Here is a 21,144-nt window from a genome sequence, read left to right as displayed (position 1 = left end):
ATTGAGGAGGAGATTTAATGGAGCAATTAATTCAAAAACTTGAGAACTCATTATATAAAGGTTTCATCGATCAAAATAAAGCCGTTTCTTCTCAATTTAAGCCTAAATTATTATCAAATAAGGCGCATGAAAATGTGCTTTCATCTTTATTACAAGAAATGAAAACTTGCAAAACCTTCACTTTCTCAGTCGCTTTCATCACAGAAGGTGGGCTCGCAACAATTAAAACAATGCTTTATGATCTTGAGAGAAAAGGTGTTTCAGGGCGCATTTTAACTTCTACATTTTTAAGCTTTAATCAACCTAAGATGTTTAAAGAGTTATTGAAATTAAAAAATGTAGAAGTACGAGTAACAGATGTAAAAGGTTTTCATTCAAAAGGTTATATCTTTGAACATGAACAGCACTATTCTCTTATCGTAGGAAGTTCCAACTTAACAGATAGTGCATTAAAGGCAAATTTTGAATGGAATGTTTATTTAACTTCTCTTGAAAATGGAGAGGTCATTCATCATTTTAAAAATCAATTTGATCAAACTTGGCAAGAATCTACTCCCTTATCAGAGGAATGGGTTCTTCAATATAATGCATTATATGAAAAACCTGAATTTGCAATCAAAGTAGCTTCTCCACCTTTATATGTAACAAATCCATTAAGAGAAAGCTTAGAAATTCAACCGAATAAAATGCAAACCGCTGCGCTCGAACAGTTAAAATTACTTCGTCAAAGTGGCGCTAATCGGGGACTTATTATTTCCGCAACTGGTACAGGAAAAACATACTTATCTGCATTTGATGTTCGAAATGCTATGCCTAAAAGAATGTTATTCATTGTTCACCGTGAACAGATTTTAAAGAAAGCTATGCAAGATTTCCGTAAAATTTTGCTAGGTGATCCAGATGATTACGGCACTTTATCTGGGAATGTTAAAAATACGGAAGCACGTTATTTATTTGCAACCGTTCAAACAATGTCACGGGATCCATATTTACAGCAATTTGCAAAAGATCATTTTGATTATATTTTAGTTGACGAAGTCCATCGTGCAGGAGCGGGCTCATATTTGAAAATAATTGATTATTTTGAACCAAAGTTTCTACTAGGAATGACTGCTACTCCTGAACGAACAGACCAATTCAATATTTATGAGCTATTTGATTACAATGTTGCTTATGAAATTCGTCTGCAGGCTGCATTAGAGGAAGATATGCTCTGCCCATTTCATTACTTTGGTGTAACAGATTATGAGCTTGATGGTGAATTAATTGACGAAACAGCGGATTTGCAAAAGCTGATTCATAAAGAGCGGATTGACCATATTATCGAAAAAATCTCTTACTATGGATTTTCAGGAGATCGAGTTCGGGGTTTAATGTTTTGTAGTACTAAAGATGAAACACAGTTACTTTCAAATTTATTGAATATGCGCGGATATAAAACGCTTGCACTCACTGGAGACAATACACAAGACGAACGCGAAGAAGCAATTGCTCAGTTAGAAAATGGTGAATTGGAATATATTTTAACAGTGGATATTTTTAATGAAGGTATTGATATTCCATTTCTTAATCAAATTGTAATGTTACGTCAAACTCAATCAAGTATTATTTTTATTCAGCAGCTTGGTCGTGGATTACGTAAACATGAAGTGAAGGAATATGTGACGATTATTGATTTTATCGGCAACTATAAAAACAACTTTTTAATCCCTATTGCACTTTCTGGTGATAGATCAATGAATAAGGACAATGTTCGCCGTCGCACCGTTAATACCGATTATATACAAGGCATTTCTACAATTAATTTTGAGGAAATCGCGAAGAAGCAAATTTTCGATGCCATTTCTAATGCAAACCTATCTACATTAAGAATTTTGCGCGAAAGCTTTATTGAGTTAAAAAATCGTATTGGACGTTTGCCCTATTTATTTGATTTCCTAAAACAGCAATCTTTGGATCCAGAAGTAATTATCAACTATGCTGATAGCTACTATTCTTTTTTAGTAAAAATAAAAGAAAATCCATTTACATTCACTAGTTATGAAACAAAAGTATTAACGATGCTTTCCAAAGAATTTTTAAATGGGAAACGTGTACATGAAATTATACTAATGCAACTTTTATTACAAAATACTCGAATAACAAAAGATCTATGGATAGAAACTTTAAATAAATTCGGCACATATACTGATAAAGATACACTTTCTTCGGTTGAAAGAATTTTTACATTAGCCTTTCATGGTCAAAATGAAACAAAGAAATTTGGTGAACAACCTTTAATTATATTTAATGATCAAACTATTCAATGGAATGATGAGATCACGATAAGTTTACAAAATTTAGATTTCAAAGATTTCATAGAGGATATTATTAAATGCGGATTAATGAAGCATGAAACATATGACTCAAAAACGCCTTTAACAAAGTATAAAAAGTATTCACGACGTGATGTATGTCGCTTGTTAAATTGGGACAAAGATGGTTCTTCCACTATCTATGGCTACCGAACGCGTCATAATACTACACCTATTTTTGTTACGTATCATAAAAAAGATGATGTAGAATCAAGTACAGCCTATGGGGATGAATTTTTAGCACCTGATTTATTTAGATGGTTTTCTAGAAATCGTTTGAATATCGAATCTAAAGAAGTTCAAGTAATTTTAAATCACCATGAAAAACCAAATGCTATTCATTTATTTATAAAAAAGGATGATGGTGAAGGTACTGATTTTTATTATTTAGGAGAAACAACGGTTGTAAAAGACTCCGCTAAAAATGAAACAATGCCTGATGGGAAGTCTGTCGTAACTATGAATATGGTGCTTGAAGAACCGGTCCAATACGATATTTATCACTATTTAGTAGAAGAATAAAAAACAAGCTATTGCTACGGGTACAACCATAGCAATAGCTCCTTTTCTTTTAGATATCTTTTATTAATTCCTTAATATAATCCAAATCTTTTAAATGATCTTTACCTCGTGTATAAATACATTCAAATGAAAGTAACCATTCAATGAAATCTGCTAGTGCTTGCTCCGTTCTAGGAAGTTTACTAATTACACTTTCAATGTAAATCCCAAACTTTTCCCACACTTCTTGAGACCAAGGTTCATACCCAAATGAAAAACAATTAATCCCATTTATCTCATCTTTCGGAACATTCCACTCATCTATTTCAATTTCCAATCCAAATGTTTCATCGATATTTCCATTATCGCCATCCCCTAAACACCATAATACTTTTATAGTTATATCTGAAGTAATTTCATAGTCACTCTCTACCTTTACAACACTCAATTTATCACCTTCCCTGTTCTTCCCTTAAATACTTCCCGCTTATGCCATTTAAAATACTTCTTATTCTCTTCCACCCGATTAACACGCATCTTTTCATGAATCCCATATTTTATGTAATCGATCTTTTCGATTTCAGATGAAATATGAATTTTCCCTGTCCCATCAAAGGCAATATAACCTTGGTCATATAAAACATCATGATTGCTACATAATAAAATACCATTATACGGATCGAGGCGCTCTTCATCTGTTGCGTCTTTCCATGGTTTTGCGTGACTTGCCCGTAACAATGCTGGCAATGTAATACCGCATAAAGCACATTGATTATTCCATAATGGAGTTAAGTGCTTTTTGAACTTTTGTTGCCCTTTTCGGATTTTCACCTTTGCTTCTGCTTCTGTTTCAATTAACACCGGTGCTAGTGTATTACGTTCTTTTTGTGCAATCATCCCAATTGCAAACTCAAGCTGTTCTTCATTTTCCTCATAAATATTCGCATCACTAATAAGCTCAAGTAGCTTAATTGCTAACATTTCATTACATGGATATAAGTAGCCTTGGTTACCATCACCATTTGATTGGAATGGTGAATATTTAATTGGCAATAGTGGCTGAATAACATCAAAATGCTCTTTAATATTAATAGAAAATGCTAGTTCCTCATAATTAGCTGAGAACATGTTTCCTATATTTCCTGATTCATTTATTGGACTCGCGCCTTCATAACAATTTTCTTGTGCGATACTTACTGCTACAATTTCTCCCTTTACACAATGGAAAATTGCATCGCCTTTTTTTACTTCTCTCATGCGTTCCCAAGAATGTGGTGTTTTCCCGCTGTTATCGAAAATCGAACACCAAATTACTTGGTTACTTTTTGCCTCATCATATGTTTGGCCTTGCATAACAATATAAAAATTCATACGGATACCCTTCAATCTATCGTTTTATATAGTTTATCATTTCTCTTATTATTCGAATAAGATTTGGATTCTTTCCGTCACCTTTAATTATTTCGCCCCTCGAAAAACTTTCAAAAAGTGCTATAATCCAATTAATAACGATTTCCACTTAATAACACTATATTTATCCCGCTTTCTAGTTTTGCGTGATACATAAAGAAAGGACGACCTATGCTTACAAGATTTTTCTCATACTACAAACCGCATAAGCGCTTGTTTATTATCGACTTTTCGAGTGCGATTGTTGTGGCAATTTTAGACCTTTTATTCCCAATGGCGGTGCAATGGTTTATCGATGATTTGCTACCTACGAACGATTGGGACGCGATTGTGAAGATTAGTATTTTACTGCTCATTACGTACATTATTAGTACCGGCTTGAACTTTGTCGTCAACTATTTAGGGCATAAGCTTGGGACGAATATTGAGACGGATATGCGCCAGCAGTTGTTCAATCATGTGCAGCGTCAGCCTTTTACGTTTTTTGACAATATGAAAACAGGGCATTTAATGAGTCGCATTACGAACGATTTATTTGATATTGGGGAGTTTGCGCATCACGGGCCTGAAGATTTATTCATTGCAGTGATGACCTTTATCGGGGCATTTACGATTATGTTCAATATTAATCCGACACTGGCACTCATTTTACTCATCATGGTGCCGTTCCTTATTATTGTGATGTATATGAGCAATAAGCGCATGAAAAAGGGTTGGACCACTATGTATAGTGAGATTGCTAACGTGAATGGACGCGTGGAGGATAGTTTTTCTGGGATTCGCGTTGTGAAATCATTTACGAATGAGGAATTTGAGAAAGAGCGCTTTAAATCGCAAAATGGCTTGTTCCGTAAGGCGAAACTTTATGCGTATAAAGTGATGGCGAGCACCCATTCAAGCATTTATATTGTGACGCGTTTAATGACGCTGACGGTGCTTGTTGTCGGCGCTTGGCTTTCCTATCAAGGCCTGTTATCTTACGGGGAATTTGTTAGTTTCGTGCTGTATACGAATGTATTAATTAAACCAATTGATAAAATTAGTGCCCTCCTTGAAATGTATCCAAAAGGGATGGCGGGCTTTAAACGTTATTGTGATTTACTTGATCAGGAACCGTCGATTGTGGACAGTCCAAATGCACTTGAGGTAAATCAATTAAATGGCGATATTGAATTTAAAAACGTGAGCTTCAACTATGCCGATAGCAAGCAAGTACTGAAGGATATGTCATTTAAAGTGCATGCTGGTAAAACGGTCGCATTTGTTGGTCCATCTGGTTCAGGAAAAACGACGATTAGTGCGTTAATCCCCCGCTTTTATGATGTGACAGATGGTGAAATTATGATTGATGGCAATGATATTCGTGACCTTACGCAACATTCACTTCGTAAGCAAATCGGTACGGTACAGCAGGATGTCTTCTTATTTACGGGTACAATTCGTGAAAATATCGGATACGGTAATCTCGAAGCAAGTTTTGAGGAAATTTTACAAGCTGCGGAAAAGGCGAATTTACTTGAATTTATCGAGCAGTTGCCGGATGGATTTGAAACGGAAATTGGTGAACGTGGACTTAAATTATCAGGCGGGCAAAAACAGCGTCTTGCCATTGCACGAATGTTCTTGAAGAATCCGCCGATTTTAATATTGGATGAAGCGACGTCTGCCCTTGATACGGCAACGGAGCGCATTATTCAGCAGTCACTCAGCGATTTGGCAAAGGACCGTACAACCGTAATTATCGCGCATCGTTTAGCAACGATTCGTGATGCGGATTATATTTTCGTCGTAACGCCAAATGGGATTGAAGAGCAAGGCACTTATGAAGATTTGCTGAAAAAAGAAGGCATCTTTGCTAAGTTGCATCATGCTTAACTTTTAAATGAAGGAAAGCTCGTTCCATTAATGACAATTATTCATTGCAATGGAATGAGCTTTCTTAATATAAAACTGCAACCGTTACAGCTAGTCCATGAATATTACTCTAAAATAACGAAAACGAGGAAATGATATGCGCATTTTTCTTAGACTCGCACTAATTTTGATTATCGGAATTTTATTATTAACACAAATCAACTCCTCTTCTAGTACAGAGTTTCTCCTTATTTTAATAACTGTTGGCATTGTTGCTTCATTTGTTGGAACTTTAGCTGGTGGTGGTGGATTAATTACATTACCTGCAATGATGCTTCTCGGCATTCCGATTCAATATAGTATTGCGACAAACAAATTTTCATCTGGCATTGCTTCATTATCAAGTTTATTCGTTTTATTGAAGGCTGGACAATTGAAATGGGCAGTGATCAAAAAATACATCGTGTTTTCAATCATTGGCGGCGGTATCGGGGCATTTGTGACGTCTTCCATACCTGAAAATTGGCTCAATACGATTGCGTTATTTTTACTGTTATTCGCTTTAGCCCTTTCATTAAAAGGTAATAGTTGGCAGAGTGCTGCTTCAAATCAAGCTGAAAATAGTAAAGATCCCGCGCGTATTTCTATCGTTTCATTTTTTATCGGAATTTATGATGGTGGGTTTGGTCCTGGCTCCTCTTCATTTAGTATTTTATATTTCTTAAAATCTGGCTTTACATATGTCAAAGCAACACAGATGAGTCGCGTGTTGAACTTTGGTAGTTGTTTAGGCGCTTTTATCGTGTTTTATCAAACAGGCTTCCTACAATGGGATTATGCGATTGCTCTAGCTACCGGATCGATTATTGGTACACAACTTGCTTTACTCATCGTAGCAAAAATACCTTTACGATTTGCAAAAGGATTACTAACAATTATTCTACTATTATTAATCGGTCAAGTTGCTTTGGAAATCATCTAATTAAATATTGCTATGAATTGCATGACATACAATAAATTCAGCTACCATGCTATACTACTAAAACAATCACGAAAAGGAGCGATTCTCAATGAACGGGAAAAATCGAAGCGATGTGTATGCAGGCTTGCAAGTCGACATCGTACTAAAACAAGATCAACGTACAGGTAAAAAAACGCGTGGTGTTGTGAAGGATTTACTAACAAATAGCAGTTCACATCCGCATGGAATTAAGGTGCGCTTAACCGATGGACAAGTTGGGCGTGTGTGTCAAACGTATCCGAATGGTGTTCAATAGCATGCCTTTATTCTCCACTAAAGAAATTGTTAACCATTCACTAAACTAAACTAAAAAGAGGATGCTATGTTCAATATTTGAGCATATATCCTCTTTCTTATACATATTGTTGTTTCTGATTTTGCATACCGTCATTTATCTTTTCTAGGATAAGCAGTATCGCCAATAACTGTTTCTATTTCCACACTGTATTGATTAGACATCGTTATTTGCAATAAAGTTCAATCGTTTATAGAATAGTTGCACCATTTTATCCCATTGGATGATATAATTTTTTATGTATTTTCAATTAAAAGGAAGTGAATTCATGAGGGATTTAGAAAAAAATTAAACTCGTGAAGCCACCATTTCCCAAGCTACGATGTTTTTCTTTCAAACCTATAATTATCTAGGAGAGGATTATTTTGAAGAAAAACATCGGAAACAAAACACCTAGCCTATTTTTACTAATTATATTAGTAGGCTTTCCACAAATTAGTGAAACTATTTTTAGCCCATCATTACCTTCTATCGCAGACGCGTTTGAAACTTCTATGAGGGATGCACAGCTTACGATGAGTGTGTACTTTATCGCTTTTGCCTTGGGAGTATTTTTCTTTGGGCGTTTATCCGATAAAATTGGTCGTCGTAAGGCAATGCTTTATGGGCTATTATTATATTTTGTTGGTAACGTACTTTGTTTAATAGCAAATGAAATCGTGGTTTTATTAGTCGCACGCTTTATTCAAGCATTTGGCGCAAGTGTTGGCTCTATCGTGACACAAACGATTTTACGCGAAAGTTTCTCTGGTGCCCAGCGTCATAAATTGTTTGCACAAATTTCAGCTGCCCTTGCCTTCACACCTGCACTTGGCCCATTAATCGGTGGCTTTACCGATTATTATTTTGGCTTTAAAATCGTATTTTTGGTGTTAGTTGCTATGAGCATTATTGTATTTTGCTATGCGTTTTTACATCTGCCTGAAACCGCGCCTACTACAATCGAAATGAAGCCTCTATTGCCAATAGTGAAGCGCATGGTTACAAATGCACGTTTATGGTGCTACGGCATATTAATTGGCGGTATTAACGGCATATTATTTAGCTATTATACCGAAGCACCATTTATTTTTACACAATATTTCACACTAACAAGTGCGATGTATGGTTTTTTAGGCATTGTCGTTGCGCTCGCTTCTATCGCAGGTGCGATGCTTTCTAAACACCTCGTTAGCCATACAAAACCCGAAAAGATTATCGTTCGCGGGTTAGCCATTATGCTCCTCGGGACATTGTTCGCTACATCGGTACATTTTTTACCGATTTCATTACAAATGCCAACTATGATTGTTAGTGTTTTCATTATTTTATTTGGTACAGGTACTGCTTTACCGAACTGTTTAAGCTTAGCACTCAGTAATTTTCAAGATGTCATCGGTTCTGCGGGTGCGATATTTAGCTTAGGTTATTATTTACTCGTCAGCGCTACAATTTATGGTATGAGCATTTTCCATAATGGAACAGTCCTTGCCATGCCACTATATTTTTTAGCACTAGGGATTGTTATGCTACTAATAAGCTTATCCTTACTTAATAAAAAGGATAATCATTTATTATAAAACTAAATTTTAATTTGCTATGTAAAAATCCATTTTGAAGAAAGTTCAAAATGGATTTTTTTATTTAGCGTAAAGTTTAGTTTTTATTAGTGTAATTTCATACGCCTTATAACGCTATTTCAAACTGCGCCTCAGTCTTCGCTTGAACTTCCTCGAGCGTCACACCTTCTTGTAATTCCACTAATTGCATGCGACCATCTTTAAAATCAAACACGGCTAAATCTGTAATGAGGCGATGGACTACCCCTTTTCCTGTCAACGGCAATGTGCAAGCTGGTTTTACTTTAGATTCGCCGTATTTATTCGTGTGCTCCATAATAACGATCACTTTTTTCGCACCGACGACTAAATCCATGGCACCGCCCATACCTTTAACAACTTTCCCTGGAATCATCCAATTCGCAAGGTCACCTGTTTCCGATACTTCCATGCCACCTAAAATGGCCACATCAATATGACCACCGCGAATCATAGCGAAACTTTCTGCGCTATCAAAATAAGATGCCCCTGCCCGCGCCGTTACCGTTTCTTTTCCAGCATTAATAAGATCTGCATCTACTTCATCTTCCGTCGGGTATGGACCAATGCCAAGCATACCGTTTTCAGATTGTAGCATGACATCGTACTGTACAGGTATGACGTTGGCTATTAACGTCGGCATCCCAATTCCTAAATTGACATACATCCCGTCCTCAATTTCCATTACAGCGCGGCGTATAATTGTTAAACGAGTATCCATTACGATTCCTCCCTTAAGATGCGGCGTTCGATGCGTTTTTCATAAACCTGACTGTGAACGATACGTTGTACATACACACCCGGTAAATGAATTTCATCTGGATTAAGCTCGCCCACCTCGACCAGTTCTTCCACTTCCACAATCGTTACTTTCCCCGCTGTCGCAACAAGCGGATTAAAGTTGCGCGACGTTTTACGGAATACAAGATTGCCTGAGCGATCTGCCTTCCATGCTTTTACAAGTGCAAAATCACCTGTAATCGCACGCTCTAAAATATAGGTCTTGCCATCGAATTCCTTGTCTTCTTTTCCTTCTGCAATCGCTGTTCCTACCCCAGTTGCGGTATAGAAGCCTGGGATACCCGCACCACCAGCACGGATTCGTTCAGCAAGTGTTCCTTGTGGTGTTAACTCAACTTCAAGCTCACCATCTAAAAACTGCTGTTCAAATAATTTATTTTCCCCTACATATGAAGCAACCATCTTTTTAATTTGTCTATTCGGAAGTAAAACCCCTAAGCCAAAATCATCCACGCCACAGTTATTACTTACTACCGTTAATTGATTAACCCCTTTGTCATGTACAGCAGCAATTAAGTTTTCTGGAATACCACAAAGTCCGAAGCCTCCCACTAAAATCGTTGCGCCATTTTCAATATCATGAATCGCTTCTTGAACAGATGCTACTACTTTCCCCATCTTCACGCGCCTCCCCTTTGATCCATTTCCTTTATTGTACAAACGGATAATTTATAAGAGAAATTCATATATAGCATAATAATCATGCCATTATGGAATAAATCATTATGTAAAACTTAAAAATTCCTTGGCGGCAACAGATAAATAGGCATCCCTTTTCGTAATAATTCCCAGACGCCACAGCAATTGCTCCTGTAATTCAACCATTTGAATATCGCTATGTTTCTGTTTTTCATAAATCGAACGCGGAAGTAACGTAATACCTAAGCGGGAAGCCACGAGCTCAACAATTAAATCCCATTGTGAACTTTTATAGGCAACTGTCGGAATAAATCCAGCCTTCGTACATGCATGAATGACTAAATCATGAAGTGAATATTCTTCTGAAAAAGTAATAAATTGCTCATCTTTTAAATCTTCTAATGAAACTACCTTGTATTTGGCAAGTCGGTGTTCTTTATGTACAAATAAAACAAATTCATCTTCTATAAATGGTTGGATATCAAATAATGACTCGTTCGCAGGAAGCACGACAAAGCCGATGTTCACTTCTCCATTGTCAACCAATTCCCAAATTAACTTTGCACCGCGCTCTGTTAAATCTAGTTTTACATGTGGATAGCTTTCATGAAATTTCCGAGCAAGTATAGGGAAAAATAATGTACTCACTAAAGGTGGAATACCAATCGAAATACTCCCTGTATGCATTTGTTTTAAATCATTTATTAACACCGGCATTTCATCTAGTGCGAGCACAGCCTTTTTCGCTTGATCAAATACAATTCTCCCTGCATCCGTCAATCGTACGTAGCGGGTCGAGCGCTCAAGTAATTTTATATTGATCTCTTCTTCTAATCTTTTAATACTTTTACTAAGGGACGGTTGCGACACAAATGACTGATTCGCAGCCTTTGTATAACTACCGGATTGTACGACAGCAATAAAATTTCGTAAATCTCGTAATTCCATGCATACACCTTCTATTCCTTTTTGTTATAGGACTCCTTCATTTATTCTCTACAGTTATAAATAAACCCTTTTTTATTCCGTATATTATACTTCGCAAATGTGCTGGTAGGATTGGGTTCATGTGAATTTTTCAGTTCAAAATTTAGACACATTCACGTTCTACACAAAACACCATTGACATTTAATTCTCGAAAACGCTAAATTTTTCTATTCTAATTCGACATTCTTTCTAGTAGATTAAGAGTATATAGAAACAAAGGGGGCAACTTTTATGAAAGCAATTACACGTTTTACAAATGCGTTGATGGAAAGATTTCTTCCAGATCCGTATATATTTGTAGCCATTTTAACATTCCTTGTGCTGCTTCTCGGTGTGACTTTTACGGATTCCTCACCTTTAGATATGACCGTCCATTGGGGAAATGGATTTTGGGGTTTATTAGCCTTTACAATGCAGATGGTCGTTGTTCTAGCGGCAGGACATGTTTTAGCTAATAGCCCATTATTTAAAAAAGGGTTAACGAAATTAGCTTCTTTTATCAAAACACCAAGCATGGCGATTATTGTCGTAACATTCGTTTCATTAATTGCTTGCTGGATTAACTGGGGCTTCGGTTTAGTAATTGGAGCAATCTTTGCAAAAGAAATTGCACGTCAAGTGAAAAAAGTAGACTACCGTTTATTAATTGCGAGTGCTTACTCAGGATTTGTTGTGTGGCATGGGGGGTTAGCAGGGTCGGTACCATTATCGATTGCAACAGAAAATCATCCATTCCAAGACATCATGGGGATAGTTCCTACTACTCAAACGATTTTCTCGACGTATAACTTATTTATCGTCATCGTTATTGTGTTAACATTACCGTTCTTCAACCGTCTATTAATGCCAAAGGATGAGGACATTGTGGAAGTTGATCCAGCTTTATTAGTCGAGGAAAAGGAAAGTTTCCCACTTGCTGAAAAAACATTCGCATCTATTACAGAGCGCAGTTATATTATTACAGGCTTTATTGGACTGTTGGGACTAACTTTTTTAGGTCATCATTTTATGACGAAGGGCTTTGTATTAGATTTAAACATTGTTAATACGATTTTCGTCATTTTGGGGATCATTTTACATGGGACACCACAACGTTTCTTAGCAGCAGCTCAGGACGCGATTAAAACTACTTCAGGCATCGTATTCCAATTTCCATTCTATGCAGGTATTATGGGGATGATGACAGCTTCAGGATTGGCAGCAGTTATGTCTGGTTGGTTCGTTTCTATTTCAAATGAGCATACATTCTATTTATTTACGTTTTATGCGGCCGGTCTTGTCAACTTCTTCGTGCCATCAGGTGGCGGTCAATGGTCTGTACAAGCACCGATTATGTTAGACGCGGCGACAGCTTTAAATGCTGACTATGCAAAAACAGCGATGGCAATTGCATGGGGTGATGCGTGGACGAACATGATTCAACCGTTTTGGGCACTACCTGCACTAGCAATCGCGGGCTTACGTGCAAAAGATATTATGGGCTTCTGTGTACTTGTTTTAGTATTCACAGGCATCATTATTAGTATCGGCTTCTTGTTCTTTTAACCTTTAAGTAATGAATTAAACGCAAAAAATGACATTTTGACTTCTAGTTAAAATGTCATTTTTGCTTTTTTACAACCATTCTAATCTCCTTTTTTTACGAAGCGCGTACGTCCTTATGTGGTGCTTGATAAATACCTAACTCGCCTGTCTTCGGATCACGAATATAACGCTGATCATCCTGTAGTGGAATCTCATCAGAGTCTACCTCTTTTGCCATTCCAAATTCACCTGCAACCGCCATATCAGGCATGCGAAGAGTTCGTTGCGATTTGAAGGCTACCGGGCGAATTTCTTTTAATCCCCAAATAATTAAGTTTGATGGATTTTTTTGATTCGTAATCCATTTTGTTAATGTATGCCCCGTCCACTCACTTTCGTAAAACGGATCGGTTCCTGACACAAGCACCATCCCGCCCTTTTTAATCACTCCCATGTACTCTCTTTTTTCTACAGGTGATAACAACAATCGGTGAAGTATTTTTTCAATTGCTGTTTCTTTTGTAAACAATGCTTTTAAATGATTGCGAATGCCGTGAGTTGTGACAATTTGAATTTGTGCATCTCGTGCTAATGCATGAAATTCATTCACTTCATTCGTTAAAATATAAATTTTATTTTGTCTTACTAAACCAGGCATACGTAATTTCTGGAGTTTTTCGAGCATTTCGTGTTTGGAATAAGCAACATCAACCGAGCGTTTCACTTCATTTTCAGACAACACATGCATCCCTCCAATGTTTTCAATACTTTTCTTTTTCCCAAAATCGCAGGAATGAAACTTTTTTAAAAGTAATAAATGAATAATTCAATAGATGAAATGCGGAAGTAAATAAAGACAATCTTCATAAAATAAGGTGCTTATCGTTTCGCAAATAATAGACAAACCCCCCTCAGCATAGAAAACTGAGGGGGGAATTGATTTTAAAAGACTATTTCACATGCACTATCCTAAATTTTATAATCCTTCACAACGCAATTTAGTTGATCGGATAAATCGGATAATTGTTCCGTTGCTGTAGCTACTTCACCCATTGTTGCACTTGTTTGGATAATGGTCGCTGTCGTTTCTTCAACACTTGCTGCTGTTTCTTCTGTAAGCGCGGTAATTTCCTGCATAGAATCATTAATTTCATGGCCTTCATGGCTCATTTCTTGAAGGTTTTGAATCATCATTGCAATAAACTCGGCCATTTGTGATACAGCATCTTGGATTTCATTAAACGTATTTGCTGTTATTTCGAGCTGCTCCGAACCAGTAACCACTTGACCGTATCCGCGCTCCAATATCGTACTTACTTCTTTTGAATCATGCTGAATCGTCGATACAATCGATGTAATCTCCGTTACCGAATGAGCCACTTGCTCCGCTAACTTCCGAACTTCCTCCGCTACAACCGCAAAACCTTTGCCATGTTCACCTGCACGTGCTGCCTCAATCGATGCATTTAATGCGAGTAAATTCGTTTGATTCGCTACTTCTTCAATGATGGAGACGAAGGATGAAATTTGTCCTGCATGCTGATCAAGCATTACCATCTTTTCTACAGATTCCTTCATTACTTGATGAATTTCCCCCATTTGCTCATTTGAAGTATTCATCAATTTTGCACCGTTTTCTGATAATACGAGTACATTTTCTGATGTTGCATTTAAATGATTGCCCTGTGCTGTAGATTCCTCTAATTTGCGAGAAAACTCGACCATAATTCTTGAAATATCCGCGACTTCAGATGTTTGTTTTTCAACACCTTGCGATAAATATTCCATCGTTTCCGCAATGGCCTCTGAACCTTTTGAAACTTCCTCGGTTGATTGTGCGAGCATCGTACTTTTCGTCGTTACAGTGGTAGAAGCTTGTGCTATTTCTGCAATCGTTTTGTGTAAATGCTCCTGCATCTTTTTCATATCCGTCATTAGTTTTCCTATTTCATCGCGTCGGTTATGATCCGCAATTCGACTCGCTAAATCACCACTACTCAATGCATGCATCATCTGTGTTGTTTTAATAATCGGAACTGTTAACGTGCGACTATAAAATAACGCCACGACTATCGCTGCAAAAATCGTTATGAGTAAAGCAATAGCACTCGTAATGCCCATATGCCTGATCGTAGTTTGTGTTGTTGTAATATCTTGTGCTAACACCAGCGCACTAACGACCTTTGTGCCCGTTGGATCTTGAATTGGAAGATAGCTTTCAATTTGACGCTTTTTTGAATCAGTAAATTGTGTTTGTTCCCCTGCCATCACTTTCGCAATATGGTCATTCGTAATTTGCTCCCCAACACGCTCCGTATGTGTAGAACGAACAACTTCACCTGATTCATCAACTAAATCTATTTCAGTTTTTGGGAATAATGCTTGGAAATCTGTTAAAAATTCATTTCCAAGGCCTAATTGTAATGTCCCTATTACTTGATTATTTTGTTTAATTGGTACAAAGGCACGAACAGATAGCCCACTTGCCCCATATTCAAATCCACTAATTTCCTGTCCCTTTAATGCTTGTTGAATCGCCAATATATCGGCTTTACTGTCACCATATTTTGAAACATTGTGACCACGTAAATGAACATTTCCTTGTGCATCACCAATTTCAAAAATCGACATTTGATGTTCTTTTTGCAAACTTTCAAATAACGCATTTCCTTCTATTTCTAAAGAGCCTCGGTTCGTTTCCGTTAATAATTGCTGCACACGCGTATCCTCGGCATACATCTCTGCTATGTATTTCAAATCGGTTGACACCTTATTAAGATGCTCCGCTACTGCATGTTCAATTTGATCTTGGGCTTCATTTTGGATATTTTGATAGTTATTAGAAGCGGTCAAATAATTGTAGGTTCCTGTAACGAATACCGGAATAATTCCTACTAACAATAAAATTACAATAAGTCGTGTTTTTAAACTTTTATATCGCATAGTTACTCCTTCAATACTTTTGCTGTTTGCCATGAACTACTTTTTGGTACAATTTATGTTTGCATAATAAAGACTAACACCCTCTGAACAAAGATAAAAACGAATGTGCTCCGCTGTCAGCTGACAACGAAACAACATTCGCATTTATTATATTTCAAAAGCTTTTACGCGCCAAAATCGCTAACGAATTCTGTTACCGCTTTTCGCTCTTTCGCTTTTGGTGCTTCATCAAAATGACCAAATTGAAGCATCGCAATAACACGCTCATTCGGCCCTGCATTTAATGCTTCACGGAATTTTGGATTATCTAAAAATCCTGGTGTTTTCCAACAAGTGCCGATACCTTTTTCCAAAGCTAGTAGCTGTGCGTTTTGTAAGAAGCAAGATGCCGCAGCATAATCTTCTAAACGTTCTTTTTGACGCATATCTTCTTTCACTAACATAAATGCATAAGCACCTGCTAATGTAAATTTCTGCATTTGTGCAGAAAGTGCCTCTTCTGAAAGCTCCTGCCATTTTGGAACGGCTAAATCTCGTAATATTTCTAATACGTGTGGTAACTGTTCCCCAGCGCCCATTACGACACGCCATGGTTCACGACTTCCGTGATTTGGTGCCCACTTTGCATCATCTAAAATTTCTAAAACCGCTTCTTTTTCAACAAGTGTCCCGTTAAACTTTTTAATTGAGCGACGTTGTAAAATTGCATCTTTTACTGATAATGTCATTTCAAATCCTCCTTCGTTCATTAGTTCCACCATAACATAATTAGTTTTCTTTTAATATATGAATCACCATTTGAAAACATCATCTATTTTATAAAAATAATAGGTCATTTGCGGTGTGTAGGCTGTCGATGTTTCATACGTATAAAGTCGATCTGCACTGTTTGAAGTATGTGCATTTACATAGGGAACACCGTCGATTATACTCGTCACAATCGTGCTATGATCAATGCGACCATTCCCTTGAAAGTCGTAAAAAATGATATCACCAAGTTGTAAATCAGACGCCGAACCTGTTTGTTTTGCGGTCAATCCTTGCTTGGACGTTTCCAAGTACCAGCGAAGTGAATGCGATACTGACCAACTAAAACTCCAACGTTCATTTAATCCGATCATCCACCAACCGACTTCACGATTCGGCGGCGCCCCCCTCATTGGGGCATTGCCTGCCAACAAACACTGCGAAATATAATTCGTACAATCATCCTGAAAAACAGGAAATTGCGGATTATAATCATTCCACCAACGTTGTGCATAAGCAACTGCCGCTAATCGGTTATAATAAATGACGATAGTATTTTCTCCTTTTCTATTTTCTTTTATAGCATCATATGTCGAATCATTTTGGATTATGTTATTGTGCCTGTCCCTATAAGTTCGACACAAATATCCAATTTTTATTCCCTGCCTTATCACTCAAATTTAGAAAAGATAACCCGCTACACGTTTTGGCATGTTAGACATTAAGACCAACAATTTGTCTATTAAACATCATTTCGGTATTTCGTTATAAGTTACAGAGTGAATTTACACTATTTTCTAAAATGTCTGCTACAATATTTCTAACTAGGTATTAACTTACTTCAGTGGATGTCACAGACTTTTAAGTGATATTTTTCGTGCACGCCTGGAAAGTCTAGATGCAGATTACACTGAAGCTTAATCGATTAATTTTGGAGGGAATGACGATGAAGCAACATGCAGAAAAAGAAATTTTGCAACCAACGACACTTTGTGATAATAAAGGAAATTTAAATCCCGCAGCAATCGGATTTGCACGCAAGCCGATTATCGATTGTAATTTAACAGGTCATTTCATGCGGAAGAAAAAATGGAATTATTGGTGCGTATATGGTGAAGATATTTTATTTTCTGCAACAATTAGCCATTTAGATTATGCAGCGGTTTGCTTCATCTATTTCCTTGAATATGAAACACAACGTTATTTTGAAAAAACAATTACCATTCCACTTGGAGCAAGAGTTAAAATGCCGACACAAGTACTCGAATCCGTTCAATTCGCAAATAATGACCTGTCGATTAATATTACATACTTCAATGGCGATACGCATTTAACTGTTATTTCATCAAACTTTGACGGAGAGCATTTACATGCCGAGCTAACGATTCAACATCCAAAAAATGATGATTCTCTAAATGTAGTTATCCCGTGGAACCGCCAAACATTCCAATTTACTGCAAAACATCATACTTTACCGACATCAGGCATTGTTAAAATTGGAGAAAAGCGTTTTATATTTCATCCTGAAGAAAGCTTTGCTGTATTAGATTACGGGCGCGGTGTTTGGCCAAGGCAAGCTACTTGGAATTGGGGCATGGCTTCACAACGTGTTCGTAAACGACGAATCGGTTTAAATTTTGGCGGTCAATGGACGGATGGCACAGGGATGACAGAAAATGCTGTATTCGTTGACGGGGTTATGACGAAAATTCATGAGGATGTTATTTTTGACTATGATCGCACTAACTTTATGAAGCCTTGGCGTGTCACATCAAAATTTAGCAACACCGTACAGCTTACATTTACCCCCTTCTTTGAACGCGTAGCCCTAACAAACGCCAAACTTGTCCGCTCTGAAGTACACCAAATGATTGGCTATTATGATGGACGAGTTACACTGGCAAATGGGGAAATACTTCACATCCAGCAAATGCTTGGTTGTATTGAAGAACATGCTGCGAAGTGGTAAAAAATAGAACTATCAATAACTTACTTAATACAGCGGTTACAACTCGTTATCGGCGAATTGTAACCGCTATTAATTTCTCATAGCACCACTTCCCAATAAAAATAGAAAATATATAGGACAGGAGGAACGACAATGGAGCATCCCGAATTTATTAAAGAACAACAACGCCTTGCTGATACAGTGCACTATATGGATCATATTTTGCATAGTTCAAAACAAAATCTTCAAGCTGCGCAGGACAATATTCGCTCAGCCATGGCCAACTTAGAATACATCGATTCCAGTGATAGCTTTTTAAATATCTTGACGAACACGCGCTTTTTTGAAATGGCACGCAATCAAAAGGAGGGGCTTGAGGCTGTTCGTCAAAAGCCTTATTTTGCACGCATTCATTTTCAACGTGATGGCGAAGAAGAGGAATTTCTTTATATCGGAAAAACGTCTTTGTTCCATAGTGAAACACATGAACCAATTATCGTCGATTGGCGATCCCCTGTCGCAAACGTTTACTACGATGGACGGCTCGGCGATTTAACATACGACGTGCGCGACGAAGAACTTAGTGGCCATTTATTTTCGAAACGACAATACAAAATTGAAAATAGTCAGTTACTCGACTTCCGCGATGTGGATTTAACGACAAATGATGAACTATTGCAAGAGGCACTCGAAGGAAAAGCGGATGTACGTCTAACGGAAATCGTTTCAACGATCCAAAAAGAACAAAATGATATTATACGCGCTCATTTACGTCAGCCAATTCTCGTCCAAGGGGCTGCCGGTTCAGGAAAAACGACGATTGCGCTTCATCGAATTTCGTATTTCCTTTATACGATGGGCGAACATTTCAAGCCTGAACAACTTATGATTTTAGCGCCAAACCAGCTGTTCATCGACTATATTGGGGATGTTTTACCAGAGCTCGGCGTCGATAAAATTTGCCAAACAACCTATGCCCAGTACGTACAAAACGCGACGGGCATTAAATTAAAGCTACAAAACCCAAATGATCAGCTCGAAAAGATTATTGCAAGCCAATCTGAAAACCTGGATACTTTTATTATTTCAAAAGAAAAAGGCAGCAAGTTTTACCAAAATATAATGGACCGTTATTTGCAGCGCTATGAACAGCAGCTTGCCGATTTGTTCGACGATGTATTTATCGAAAAATATCGAATTATGCAAGGTAGCTATTTAAAGAAATTATTTTTAATCGAATTTCAGTATATACCAATTGAAAAGCGCCTTGAACGCATAAAAAAAGTCGTTCAAACCGAAGTAAAGAGAAAAGCAACGGCCGTTCTTACAACACTAAACGGGCGCTATGAAGAGGCAATCGGACGCGCACTTAACGGCATTCGTGATGATGAAAAGCGGCGCCGCATCGTAACAAAATTTATCGACGAGCGGGATGAACGCATTCCAAAAATTAAACAGGAAGCGAAAACGACCGCCTCTCTTTATATGAAAAAGTTCCAAAAGGCAAAGATTAAGCCAATGTATCGCGATGTCATTACGAACCGAACCTTATTAAATGAATTGGCACCTGAATGGACATTGGAAGAGGTTGAACAATTTGTACAAGCCCACCAGAAAGAGCAATGGGTCGTGGAGGATTTAGCGGCACTTCTTTATTTACACGCCAAAACAAAAGGCATTGACGACAAGTGGAAAATGCGTGTCGTCTTTATCGATGAAGTGCAAGATTATAGCTTATTCCAGCTAGCTGCACTGAAAGTTGGACTCGAAACCGATATGTTCACAATGGTTGGCGACCTCGCACAAGGGATTCATAGCTACCGTGCATTAACCGAGTGGGCGCCAGTACTTGAGTTATTCCCACGCGCGACGTATGCAACGCTACAAAAAAGTTATCGAACAACGATTGAAATTATGGAGCTCGCCAATCAAATTTTGGCGCAAATGGATGAGGACCTGCCTCTTGTGGAACCTGTTGTTCGTCACGGTAAGGAACCTGAATTCCTCCTGCATGAAACATTTAATGCACAAGTCATCCAAGACATATACGACCGCATTCGCGCAAATGGTCACCGCTCCATTGCACTTATTTGTAAAACAACTAGGGAAACCGAAGCCCTCGTCAAGCAATTGCAAAATGCACAGCTTCCCGCGCAATTACTCGACGATCACTCTGGTATTGATCAAGAAAAGTTACTCGTCTTACCGAGCCATTTAGCAAAAGGCTTAGAGTTTGATGCGGTGATTGTTCTCGCTTTCGAGACACCGTATTTCGACCATGCCATCGACCGCAAACTGCTCTATGTCGCTTTAACACGTGCTATGCATGAGCTCTATTTAATCGGCCCTTCGCGGGAAACGTTTTTATTGTAAAATAAAAAATTACTAATATCGGGTATTTTGTCTTTATAGGCAAAATACCCTTTTTATATTTCTAAAAAGACTTCCGTTCCATCACCCAAAATATCCCCTACTATACTCCTGTTATTTTAAATATTCCGAATTTTTATTGACTTTAAAACCACACTTCTTTATTATTCAA

17 protein-coding genes are annotated in these 21,144 nt (G+C 37.6%); 8 read left to right on the top strand and 9 right to left on the bottom strand.

Annotated features, from left to right (window positions below):
• Positions 1–17: 17 nt before the first annotated feature.
• Positions 18–2,876, top strand: a complete 2,859-nt coding sequence (locus MHI10_RS02165; protein WP_340782516.1) for a DEAD/DEAH box helicase — start codon at positions 18–20, stop codon at positions 2,874–2,876.
• A 49-nt stretch (positions 2,877–2,925) separates the two neighbouring features.
• On the opposite strand, the gene MHI10_RS02160 is transcribed toward MHI10_RS02165, so the two are convergent.
• Positions 2,926–3,303 carry a hypothetical protein gene (locus MHI10_RS02160; RefSeq protein ID WP_340782513.1) on the bottom strand — a complete coding sequence of 126 codons (378 nt, stop codon included), beginning with the start codon at positions 3,301–3,303 and terminating at the stop codon, positions 2,926–2,928.
• On the bottom strand, positions 3,300–4,226 hold the full coding sequence (locus MHI10_RS02155; RefSeq protein ID WP_340782510.1) for an HNH endonuclease: 927 nt from the start codon (positions 4,224–4,226) through the stop codon (positions 3,300–3,302). The genes MHI10_RS02160 and MHI10_RS02155 overlap by 4 nt, the downstream gene beginning before the upstream one ends.
• Before the next feature lie 210 nt (positions 4,227–4,436).
• Between MHI10_RS02155 and MHI10_RS02150 the strand changes: the two genes are divergently transcribed.
• From MHI10_RS02150 to MHI10_RS02135, 4 genes are all read left to right on the top strand, one after another.
• Positions 4,437–6,140: an ABC transporter ATP-binding protein gene (locus MHI10_RS02150; RefSeq protein WP_340782508.1), complete on the top strand. Its 1,704-nt coding sequence runs from the start codon at positions 4,437–4,439 to the stop codon at positions 6,138–6,140.
• 136 nt (positions 6,141–6,276) lie between these two features.
• Positions 6,277–7,101 (top strand): sulfite exporter TauE/SafE family protein, encoded by an 825-nt coding sequence (locus MHI10_RS02145; RefSeq protein ID WP_340782507.1) that lies wholly within the window; start codon positions 6,277–6,279, stop codon positions 7,099–7,101.
• Positions 7,102–7,189: 88 nt separating this feature from the next.
• Complete coding sequence (locus MHI10_RS02140) at positions 7,190–7,396, top strand: YwbE family protein (RefSeq protein ID WP_340782504.1); 207 nt, start codon at positions 7,190–7,192, stop codon at positions 7,394–7,396.
• 404 nt (positions 7,397–7,800) lie between these two features.
• Positions 7,801–8,994 (top strand): multidrug effflux MFS transporter, encoded by a 1,194-nt coding sequence (locus MHI10_RS02135; RefSeq protein ID WP_340782502.1) that lies wholly within the window; start codon positions 7,801–7,803, stop codon positions 8,992–8,994.
• A 106-nt stretch (positions 8,995–9,100) separates the two neighbouring features.
• On the opposite strand, the gene MHI10_RS02130 is transcribed toward MHI10_RS02135, so the two are convergent.
• The 3 genes from MHI10_RS02130 to MHI10_RS02120 form a co-directional block, all read right to left on the bottom strand.
• Positions 9,101–9,733, bottom strand: coding sequence for a 3-oxoacid CoA-transferase subunit B (locus tag MHI10_RS02130; RefSeq protein ID WP_340782500.1), 633 nt, complete (start codon positions 9,731–9,733; stop codon positions 9,101–9,103).
• Positions 9,733–10,431, bottom strand: a complete 699-nt coding sequence (locus MHI10_RS02125; protein WP_340782498.1) for a CoA transferase subunit A — start codon at positions 10,429–10,431, stop codon at positions 9,733–9,735. The genes MHI10_RS02130 and MHI10_RS02125 overlap by 1 nt, the downstream gene beginning before the upstream one ends.
• Before the next feature lie 105 nt (positions 10,432–10,536).
• Entirely contained in the window at positions 10,537–11,400 is an 864-nt protein-coding gene (locus tag MHI10_RS02120) for a LysR family transcriptional regulator (RefSeq protein WP_340782497.1), read from the bottom strand.
• Positions 11,401–11,671: 271 nt separating this feature from the next.
• Between MHI10_RS02120 and MHI10_RS02115 the strand changes: the two genes are divergently transcribed.
• On the top strand, positions 11,672–12,985 hold the full coding sequence (locus MHI10_RS02115) for a short-chain fatty acid transporter (RefSeq protein ID WP_340782495.1): 1,314 nt from the start codon (positions 11,672–11,674) through the stop codon (positions 12,983–12,985).
• Between the two features lie 94 nt (positions 12,986–13,079).
• Here MHI10_RS02115 and MHI10_RS02110 read toward each other — a convergent pair whose 3' ends face one another.
• The 4 genes from MHI10_RS02110 to MHI10_RS02095 all read right to left on the bottom strand — a co-directional run bounded on the left by MHI10_RS02110 (position 13,080) and on the right by MHI10_RS02095 (position 17,205).
• Entirely contained in the window at positions 13,080–13,703 is a 624-nt protein-coding gene (locus MHI10_RS02110) for a serine/threonine protein kinase (RefSeq protein WP_340782494.1), read from the bottom strand.
• Between the two features lie 230 nt (positions 13,704–13,933).
• Positions 13,934–15,907 carry a methyl-accepting chemotaxis protein gene (locus tag MHI10_RS02105; protein ID WP_340782492.1) on the bottom strand — a complete coding sequence of 658 codons (1,974 nt, stop codon included), beginning with the start codon at positions 15,905–15,907 and terminating at the stop codon, positions 13,934–13,936.
• Positions 15,908–16,071: 164 nt separating this feature from the next.
• Positions 16,072–16,635, bottom strand: a complete 564-nt coding sequence (locus tag MHI10_RS02100; RefSeq protein WP_340782490.1) for a nitroreductase family protein — start codon at positions 16,633–16,635, stop codon at positions 16,072–16,074.
• 63 nt (positions 16,636–16,698) lie between these two features.
• On the bottom strand, positions 16,699–17,205 hold the full coding sequence (locus MHI10_RS02095) for an amidase domain-containing protein (RefSeq protein ID WP_340789115.1): 507 nt from the start codon (positions 17,203–17,205) through the stop codon (positions 16,699–16,701).
• Between the two features lie 395 nt (positions 17,206–17,600).
• Here MHI10_RS02095 and MHI10_RS02090 point away from each other — a divergent pair, with 395 nt between their 5' ends.
• Positions 17,601–18,623 (top strand): DUF2804 domain-containing protein, encoded by a 1,023-nt coding sequence (locus MHI10_RS02090; protein ID WP_340782489.1) that lies wholly within the window; start codon positions 17,601–17,603, stop codon positions 18,621–18,623.
• A 132-nt stretch (positions 18,624–18,755) separates the two neighbouring features.
• Positions 18,756–20,975: an RNA polymerase recycling motor HelD gene (gene helD / locus MHI10_RS02085; protein WP_340782487.1), complete on the top strand. Its 2,220-nt coding sequence runs from the start codon at positions 18,756–18,758 to the stop codon at positions 20,973–20,975.
• Positions 20,976–21,144: the final 169 nt, after the last annotated feature.

The sequence above is a fragment of the Solibacillus sp. FSL K6-1523 genome (assembly GCF_038005225.1).
Classification (GTDB): Bacteria; Bacillota; Bacilli; order Bacillales_A; family Planococcaceae; genus Solibacillus.
Note: the sequence above shows the minus strand (reverse complement) of the source record. Positions and strands in the feature narration are given on the sequence as shown.

What these genes read in the sequence shown, in the direction of transcription:
- MHI10_RS02145 (WP_340782507.1), top strand. Translation starts at nt 6,277, where the DNA reads ATGCGCATTTTTCTTAGACTCGCACTAATTTTGATTATCGGAATTTTA.
- MHI10_RS02125 (WP_340782498.1), bottom strand. Translation starts at nt 10,431, where the DNA reads ATGGGGAAAGTAGTAGCATCTGTTCAAGAAGCGATTCATGATATTGAA.
- helD (WP_340782487.1), top strand. Translation starts at nt 18,756, where the DNA reads ATGGAGCATCCCGAATTTATTAAAGAACAACAACGCCTTGCTGATACA.
- MHI10_RS02100 (WP_340782490.1), bottom strand. Translation starts at nt 16,635, where the DNA reads ATGACATTATCAGTAAAAGATGCAATTTTACAACGTCGCTCAATTAAA.
- MHI10_RS02105 (WP_340782492.1), bottom strand. Translation starts at nt 15,907, where the DNA reads ATGCGATATAAAAGTTTAAAAACACGACTTATTGTAATTTTATTGTTA.
- MHI10_RS02140 (WP_340782504.1), top strand. Translation starts at nt 7,190, where the DNA reads ATGAACGGGAAAAATCGAAGCGATGTGTATGCAGGCTTGCAAGTCGAC.
- MHI10_RS02130 (WP_340782500.1), bottom strand. Translation starts at nt 9,733, where the DNA reads ATGGATACTCGTTTAACAATTATACGCCGCGCTGTAATGGAAATTGAG.
- MHI10_RS02165 (WP_340782516.1), top strand. Translation starts at nt 18, where the DNA reads ATGGAGCAATTAATTCAAAAACTTGAGAACTCATTATATAAAGGTTTC.
- MHI10_RS02115 (WP_340782495.1), top strand. Translation starts at nt 11,672, where the DNA reads ATGAAAGCAATTACACGTTTTACAAATGCGTTGATGGAAAGATTTCTT.
- MHI10_RS02090 (WP_340782489.1), top strand. Translation starts at nt 17,601, where the DNA reads ATGAAGCAACATGCAGAAAAAGAAATTTTGCAACCAACGACACTTTGT.
- MHI10_RS02155 (WP_340782510.1), bottom strand. Translation starts at nt 4,226, where the DNA reads ATGAATTTTTATATTGTTATGCAAGGCCAAACATATGATGAGGCAAAA.
- MHI10_RS02120 (WP_340782497.1), bottom strand. Translation starts at nt 11,400, where the DNA reads ATGGAATTACGAGATTTACGAAATTTTATTGCTGTCGTACAATCCGGT.
- MHI10_RS02150 (WP_340782508.1), top strand. Translation starts at nt 4,437, where the DNA reads ATGCTTACAAGATTTTTCTCATACTACAAACCGCATAAGCGCTTGTTT.